Genomic DNA, 7,210 nt, shown 5'->3' on the forward strand with positions numbered 1-7,210 from the left:
CGCTCCTGGAAGTCATTGCTCGGGATGCAGGCGCCAGATGCCGAACGGCAGGTGCCAGGGCTCGATGCGCATCCACTGGCGCTTGCCGTGCCAGGTCCAGCGGTGACCATTCATCAGGTCTTCGCCGCCCATGGGCGCGTCATCGGGCAGGCCGAATTCCCACAGCGGCAGCTCGAAGTCCGCCTCCTGGGCGTGCTCCGGATCGAGGCTGACCGCCACCAGGATGAAGTTGGACAGGTCGGCGTTGCGCTTGCCGAACAGCAGGATGTTGTCGTTGAAGACGGGGTAGGCCTTGAAGCCCAGGTGGCTGTGCAGCGCCGGGTTCTCGCGGCGGATGCGATTGAGCCGGGTGATCTCGCCGACGATGTTGCCGGGCGCGTGGTAGTCGCGCTGGCGCAGCTGGTACTTCTCGGAGTCGAAGTACTCCTCCTTGCCCGGCACCGGGTCGGCCTCGCACAGCTCGTAGCCCGAATACATCCCCCACAGCCCCGAGCCCATGGTCGCCAGGGCGGCGCGGATGAGGAAGCCCGCGCGGCCGGAGCGTTGCAGGAAGTAGGGGTTGATATCCGGCGTGTTGACGAAGAAGTTCGGCCGGTAGCAGTCGCGCAGCGGCGGCTCATTCAGTTCGGTGAGGTACTCCTCCAGCTCCGCCTTGGTGTTGCGCCAGGTGAAGTAGGTGTAGCTCTGGCTGAAGCCGACCTTGCCCAGGCGCGCCATCATCGCCGGGCGGGTGAAGGCCTCGGCGAGGAAGATCACCTGCGGGTGCTCGCGGCGCACTTCGGCGATCAGCCATTCCCAGAACGGCAGCGGCTTGGTGTGCGGGTTGTCGACGCGGAACAGGTTGACGCCCTGCTCCACCCAGCCCTGCACCACACCCAGCAGGCCGAGCCAGAGATCGGGAATGGCGTCGGCGGCGTAGAAATCGACGTTGACGATGTCCTCGTACTTCTTTGGCGGGTTCTCCGCGTGGCGGATGCTGCCGTCCGCGCGCCAGCTGAACCAGCCGGGGTGCTCGCGCAGCCAGGGGTGGTCCGGCGAGCACTGGATGGCGAAATCCAGGGCGATCTCCAGGCCGTGCCCGCGGGCGGCGTCCACCAGAGCGCGGAAGTCGTCCAGGCTGCCCAGCTCGGGGTGCACGGCGTCATGGCCGCCCTCCTCGCTGCCGATGGCGTAGGGGCTGCCGGGGTCGTCGGGGCCGGCCTGCAGGCTGTTGTTGCGGCCCTTGCGGTGGGTGCGGCCGATGGGGTGGATCGGGGGGAAGTACAGCACGTCGAAGCCCATGGCGGCGATCTCCGGCAGCCGCCGGTGAACGTCGGCAAAGGTGCCGTGCTGGCCGGGTGTCGGGCTTTCCGAGCGGGGGAACAGCTCGTACCAGCTGGCGAACCCGGCCAGCGGGCGCTCCACGTCCAGCTCGAAGGTAAGGCTGCGGGTCAGGTGCGGACGGTGTTCGGCGCGCTGCATCAGCTCCAGGGTCCGCGGGGCCATGAACAGGCCGAAGCGCGCCTCCCGCTCGGTGGTGTCCTGCAGGCTGCGGAGGATTTCGCCCAGCTCCGCCGCGCCATCCTGTGGCGCGTGGTGCAGTACCTCCTGGAACAGGTCGAGGCCCTCGCGGAACTCCAGGTCCAGCAACTGGCCGGCGGCGTATTTCTTCTCCAGTTCGTAGCGGAAGCTGGCGTAGCTGTCGATCCAGGCCAGGACGATGAATTCCGTGCGGCCAATTCGGGTCGGCGTGATATCCGCCTCCCAGTGATCGTTGCCCAGGTGCTGCAGGGGTGTTTTCTGCCAGGGCTGGCCCTTGCCTTCGCGCCAGGCAACCTCGGCGGCCAGCTTGTCGTGGCCATCGGCAAAGATCCGCGCATGGATGCGCGAGGCCCGGTGCACGATGGCCTTGGCGGCGAAGCGCCCACCTTCCAGGCGCGGCGCTACCTCTTCGATGACGATGCGCGCCTCGTTGGCGGCAACCTCGGCCCGGTCGGCCGGATTCTCCAGTTCCATCGCGGCGCCCTCCTCGCTGCGGTGCGCGCCGGATGCGCGCTCGTGGGTGGATTGCTCGCTACAGGCATTGGGAACGGCAGGGCTTCGGCAAGTTCAGGCTAATTGCGCCAGTGGTCGTTTCAGGAGCTCTTGCGCCTGGGCACGGCCTTGCTCGTGGCACTCTTCTTCGCCGGCGTAGCGGTCGTTTTCTTCGCGGAGCTGGCGGCGCTGCGCGGTTTTGCTGCGCCCTTGAGGCTGCGCTTGAGCAGTTCGGTGAGGTCGATGATGTCGGCGCCTTCGCTGGCTTTCGCTTGGGCCTGCGGCACGTTCTCCAGCTGGCCCCTGGCGGCCTTCTGCTCCACCAGGCGGTGGATTTCGGCGCTGAACTCGTCCTGGTAATCCGCGGGCGACCAGCGGCCGCTCATGTCCTTGACCAGGCGTTCGGCCATCTCGGTTTCGCGCTTGTCCAGCTTGACCTTGTCCAGCGCCAGGCCTAGTTCGTCCACCTCGCGCACGTCCGCCGGCCAGCGCAGGGTCATCAGCAGGATGGCATCGCCGTCGTCGCGCAGCATCGCCAGGTGCTGACGGCTGTGCATCACCAATTGGCAGACCGCCGCCTTGCCGGTCTTCCGCAGGGTATCGCGCAGCAGCACGTAGACCTTCTCGCCGCGCTTCTCGGGCGTCAGGTAATACGGGGAGTCGTAGAACGCCACGGGAATCTCGGCGATCTCGATGAAACCGAGGATGTCGATGGTCTGGGTCGCCTCGGGCCGCGCGGCGCGAATCTCCTCTTCGCTGATCACCACGTAGCGGCCCTTCTCCAGCTCCACGCCCTTGACGATGTGTTCCCTGGGCACCTCCTTGCCGGTGATCTTGTTCACCCGTTTGTAGCCCACCGGTTCCAGGCTGCGCTCGTCCAGCCAGTCGAAGTCGGTGGCGCTGGAACGCGCGGCGCTGTTGAGCGCCACCGGGATGTGTACGAGGCCGAAGCTGATGGCGCCTTTCCAGATCACACGGGCCATGGGTAACTCTCCTGCAGGATGATGCCGTCGTCGAAATGCACGCGGCCGGCGCTGTCGATGTCGCTGATCCGCTCGAGCATGCGCTGCGCCTGCCACTCCGCCTCCGACACGTTGCGGCTGCCGGGTGCGTAGACCCAGAGCACCTCGACCGGTGCGCCCTGGCGGGTCACCTGGTACTCGATCAGGCCGGTGTAGCAGCCGTTCTCCAGCATCGCATCGGTCCAGGCGCAGGCCTGGGCGAATTCACGGAACATCGCGGTCCTCTCTCGCCGCCTGCTCGGCAGGCGGTCGGTTGCGTTCCAGCCAGCGTGGCAGAACATGCAGCACCAGCAGCGCGAGCAGCGTACCCAGCACTGCCGTGGCGGAGTGCCCGAGCCCGACGCTGATCCCGATGGCCGTGCTCAGCCACAGCCCGGCGGCGGTGGTCAGCCCCTTCACCTCGGACACCTGGCTGCCCTTGAGGATGGTGCCGGCGCAAAGGAAGCCGATACCGGCGGCGATCCCCTGGATCACCCGGCTGACCGCATCGGCCTGCGCACCGCCCTCATGGATCGCCATCACGAACAGCGCAGCGCCCAGGGTGACCAGCATGTGGGTGCGCAAGCCGGCGGCCTTGCCCTGGCTTTCCCGCTCGTAGCCGACCACGCCGCCCAGCACCACGGCGAGCGTCAGGCGCAGCGAGGCGCGGGTGATCTGCTCGACTTCGCTCAGGTCGGAGAATTCGGCGACCAGCGTCACCCAGATGCGATCCAACGTGTCCATGACAGGCTCCGCAGTCCCTCTTAAGGGTGCAGACCCGCCGACCGCGCAATTGGTTTGCTGAAAATTCGCCGGCGATTCCACCGCCCGGCGGAAAATCCGTGCAGCTCGCCACCGGCGCGGTCCATCGCTCATACCCGGCGCAGCACTGCCGGCCAACGTTCCCTCAGCACCGGAGACCGGAATGAGCATCGACCCCAAGCGTTTCGCCAACGACTACCAGAAGGCCCTCGTGGAGGTCGCCCTGCCGGCCTTCGCCCGAGCCGGCGAGTTCGCCCGCGACCACGGCCTGGAGTGCAGCGTCGAGCTGCGAGAGGGTCGGCGCCACCTGCCCGAACTGGTGTTGTCCGTGCGCGATGCCTGCCAGGCAGCCGACTGCGTCTGTCGCATCAGCGCCGACCCGAGCACGCAGCGGCTGTGCCATGAGAACCGCTGCGGCGAGACCGATGCCGACGTGCAGCGGGTGGTCGGCTCCATCGCTTCGCTCAACGAGAGGGTGCTCGACACCCGCCTGCTGGAATTCTTCCAGGAGGCTTTCGCGCTGCATTTGGACTACGCCTCCCGCCGGCATGCCGGCGGTTTCTGGTGACGGCTCAGTCCTCCGCGGCCTGCACCTTCCAGATATCCCTGGCGTACTCGCGGATGGTCCGGTCCGAGGAGAACCAGCCGACCCTGGCGGTATTGAGCATGGAGGCCTTCCACCAGCGCGCCGGTTTTCGCCAAAGCTCCTCGACCTTTTCCTGGGCGTCCCAGTAGGCGTCGAAATCGGCGCAGACCAGGAAGCGGTCGTCGCTGACCAGCGCATCGACCAGGCCGGTATAGCGCTGCGGATCGTCCGGTGAGAACACCCCGGAGCTGATCGCCCGCAGCGCCTCCTCCAGCCGCGGCGAGGCGGCGATCTCGGCATGCATCGACAAGTCGCCAGCGCGCTTGCGTGCCTCCACCTGCTTGGCCTTGAGGCCGAAGATGAACATGTTTTCCGCGCCGATGCGCTCGCACATCTCGACGTTGGCGCCGTCCAGCGTGCCGATGGTCAGCGCGCCGTTGAGGGCGAACTTCATGTTGCTGGTGCCGGAGGCCTCCAGCCCCGCCGTGGAAATCTGCTCGGACAGGTCCGCCGCCGGGATGATCGATTCCGCCAGGCTGACGTTGTAGTTGGGGATGAATACCACCTTGAGCCGCCCGCGCACCGTGGGGTCGCCGTTGACCATCCGGCTGATGTCGTTGGCCAGCTTGATGATCAGCTTGGCCACGGTGTAGCTGGGCGCGGCCTTGCCGGCGAAGATCTTCACCCGTGGCACGCGGTCGGTGGTCGGGTCGTTGCGGATGTCCTGGTAGAGCGCCACGGTATGCAGCAGATTGAGCAACTGGCGCTTGTATTCGTGGATGCGCTTGACGTGGACGTCGAACAGCGCGTCCGGGTCGATGCGCACGCCCAGGCGCTCCTCGACCAGCGCCGCCAGGCGTTCCTTGGCATTGCGCCGCTGCTGGGCGAAGCGCTGGCGCACCGAGGACTTCTCCACCAGCTCGGCCAGCGCCGGCAGATACTGCTCGGGCTCGTCGAGTACCTCGTCGCCGAGGTTTTCCATCAGCAGCCGGGTCAGTTCCGGGTTGGTCTGGAACAGCCAGCGGCGGAAGGTCACGCCGTTGGTCTTGTTGCTGATGCGCTCCGGGTAGAGCCGGTGCAGGTCGCGGAACACCGTCTCGCGCATCAGGTCGGTGTGCAGCGCCGACACGCCGTTGACGCTGTGCGAGCCGAGGAACGCCAGGTTGCCCATGCGCACGCGGCGGCCGTGGTCCTCCTCGATCAGCGAGACCGAGCGCAGCAGGGCGAAATCGTGGATGTCCTTGGCACGTAGCGCGTCGATATGGAAGGCATTGATCAGGTAGATGATCTGCATGTGCCGTGGCAGCAGGCGCTCCATCAGGCTCACCGGCCAGGATTCCAGCGCCTCGGGCAGCAGCGTGTGGTTGGTATAGGACAGGGTCGCTACCGTCAGCGCCCAGGCGTCGTCCCAGTCCAGGCTGCGCTCGTCCAGCAGCAGGCGCATCAACTCGGCGACGGCGATGGCCGGATGGGTGTCGTTGAGCTGGATGGCCACCCGCTCGGGCAGGCCGAAGACGTCCTCGCCCTGCCCCAGGTGACGTTGCATCAGGTCCTGCAGCGAGGCGCTGACGAAGAAGAACTCCTGGCGCAGGCGCAGCTCCTGGCCCGCCTCGGTGCTGTCCGCCGGGTAGAGCACCCGCGAGATGCTTTCCGCACGCACCGTATCCGCCACCGCCCCCAGGTGGTCGCCGGCATTGAAGCGGTCCAGCCGCAGGGTTTCCTCGGCACGGGCGCGCCACAGGCGCAGGGTGTTCACGCTGGCGGTACGCCAGCCCACCACCGGCATGTCGTAGGCCACCGAACGCACGCGCTCGGCCGGTTCCCAGCGTTGCCGCTCGACCCCGTGGGCATCGCGCTCGCTGTGGACGCTGCCGCCGAAGCCGACGCTGAAGCTGCACTCGGGCCGCTCGAATTCCCAGGGGTTGCCGAAGTCGAGCCAGGTTTCGGTGTGCTCCTGCTGCCAGCCGTCGCCGATCACCTGCTTGAACAGGCCGTGCTCGTAACGGATGCCGTAACCGTGGGCGGGGATGTCCAGCGTCGCCATGCTCTCCATGAAGCAGGCGGCGAGCCGCCCCAGGCCGCCGTTGCCCAGCGCGGCGTCGGGCTCCAGCAGGCGTACGCGGTCGAGGTCCACGCCCAGCTCCGAAAGGGCCTGGCGCGCCACCTCCAGCAACCCCAGGTTGCTCAGGTTGTCGATCAGCAGGCGGCCGATGAGGAACTCCAGCGACAGGTAGTAGACGTGCTTGCGGGCGCTGCGGTCGATGGCGCGGGTGGTCTCCTCCCAGTTGTCGACCTGGTATTTGCGTGCGGCCAGGGCCACCGCCTCGAACCAGTCGTGGTCGAAAGCGTCGGCCGGATCCTTGCCGACTGCGTAGCGCAGGCGGGTGAGCACCGCATGCTTGAAGGTCTCGACTTCCGACTGATCGGGAATGCTGTCCAGGGCCATTGCCGTCTCCTCTGGTTGCCGGTGGCTGCGGGTACGCGAGGTGCCCAGTGCATCAGTCCCCGGCGAAATCCATGAGTTCAGACCTTTTCGCCGACCGGCACGGCCCGTTCATCAGAAACGCCGAACCATCGGCGACGAGCGGTTTCTCCCCTCATGTGGCCCTTGGCAAAGGGCTGCCAGCTAATCAGAGACAGGAGAACCACCATGCCGCGCGGCGACAAAGGCAAGTACACCGAGAAGCAGAAGCGCAAGGCCGAGCACATCGAGGAAAGCTACGAAGAGCGCGGCGTGCCCAGGGCGGAAGCCGAGGCGCGAGCCTGGGCGACCGTGAACAAGCAGTCCGGCGGCGGCGAGCGCAAGGGCGGCTCGGGCCAGCAGAAAAGCGCCACCGCAGRYCGGAAG

6 protein-coding genes and 1 pseudogene are annotated in these 7,210 nt (G+C 67.1%); 2 read left to right on the forward strand and 5 right to left on the reverse strand.

All coding sequences use genetic code 11. From position 1 onward, the window contains the following. Window positions 1-12: 12 nt before the first annotated feature. From A9513_RS19150 to A9513_RS19165, 4 genes are all read right to left on the reverse strand, one after another. Window positions 13-1,995 carry an alpha-1,4-glucan--maltose-1-phosphate maltosyltransferase gene (locus tag A9513_RS19150; RefSeq protein ID WP_065085293.1) on the reverse strand — a complete coding sequence of 661 codons (1,983 nt, stop codon included), beginning with the start codon at window positions 1,993-1,995 and terminating at the stop codon, window positions 13-15. A 119-nt stretch (window positions 1,996-2,114) separates the two neighbouring features. Beyond that, window positions 2,115-2,996 (reverse strand): Ku protein, encoded by an 882-nt coding sequence (locus A9513_RS19155; protein ID WP_065085294.1) that lies wholly within the window; start codon window positions 2,994-2,996, stop codon window positions 2,115-2,117. Next, window positions 2,984-3,250, reverse strand: coding sequence for a hypothetical protein (locus A9513_RS19160; protein WP_024762552.1), 267 nt, complete (start codon window positions 3,248-3,250; stop codon window positions 2,984-2,986). Before A9513_RS19160 ends, A9513_RS19155 begins: the two co-directional genes overlap by 13 nt. Continuing rightward, a complete protein-coding gene (locus A9513_RS19165) occupies window positions 3,240-3,758 on the reverse strand; it encodes an MgtC/SapB family protein (RefSeq protein ID WP_024762551.1) in 519 nt (172 codons plus the stop codon). The genes A9513_RS19160 and A9513_RS19165 overlap by 11 nt, the downstream gene beginning before the upstream one ends. A gap of 181 nt (window positions 3,759-3,939) precedes the next feature. On the opposite strand from A9513_RS19165, the gene A9513_RS19170 reads away from it, so the two are divergent. Then, a complete protein-coding gene (locus A9513_RS19170) occupies window positions 3,940-4,344 on the forward strand; it encodes a hypothetical protein (RefSeq protein ID WP_037016902.1) in 405 nt (134 codons plus the stop codon). Window positions 4,345-4,348: 4 nt separating this feature from the next. On the opposite strand, the gene A9513_RS19175 is transcribed toward A9513_RS19170, so the two are convergent. Next, a complete protein-coding gene (locus tag A9513_RS19175; protein WP_065085295.1) occupies window positions 4,349-6,808 on the reverse strand; it encodes a glycogen/starch/alpha-glucan phosphorylase in 2,460 nt (819 codons plus the stop codon). Between the two features lie 204 nt (window positions 6,809-7,012). Between A9513_RS19175 and A9513_RS19180 the strand changes: the two are divergent. Further along, a pseudogene (locus tag A9513_RS19180) lies at window positions 7,013-7,210 on the forward strand (termination factor Rho); the annotation flags it as partial.

Source organism: Pseudomonas sp. AU12215, assembly GCF_001675465.2.
Taxonomy (GTDB): domain Bacteria; phylum Pseudomonadota; class Gammaproteobacteria; order Pseudomonadales; family Pseudomonadaceae; genus Pseudomonas; species Pseudomonas nitroreducens.

What these genes read in the sequence shown, in the direction of transcription:
- A9513_RS19165 (WP_024762551.1), bottom strand. Translation starts at nt 3,758, where the DNA reads ATGGACACGTTGGATCGCATCTGGGTGACGCTGGTCGCCGAATTCTCC.
- A9513_RS19160 (WP_024762552.1), bottom strand. Translation starts at nt 3,250, where the DNA reads ATGTTCCGTGAATTCGCCCAGGCCTGCGCCTGGACCGATGCGATGCTG.
- A9513_RS19175 (WP_065085295.1), bottom strand. Translation starts at nt 6,808, where the DNA reads ATGGCCCTGGACAGCATTCCCGATCAGTCGGAAGTCGAGACCTTCAAG.
- A9513_RS19170 (WP_037016902.1), top strand. Translation starts at nt 3,940, where the DNA reads ATGAGCATCGACCCCAAGCGTTTCGCCAACGACTACCAGAAGGCCCTC.
- A9513_RS19150 (WP_065085293.1), bottom strand. Translation starts at nt 1,995, where the DNA reads ATGGAACTGGAGAATCCGGCCGACCGGGCCGAGGTTGCCGCCAACGAG.
- A9513_RS19155 (WP_065085294.1), bottom strand. Translation starts at nt 2,996, where the DNA reads ATGGCCCGTGTGATCTGGAAAGGCGCCATCAGCTTCGGCCTCGTACAC.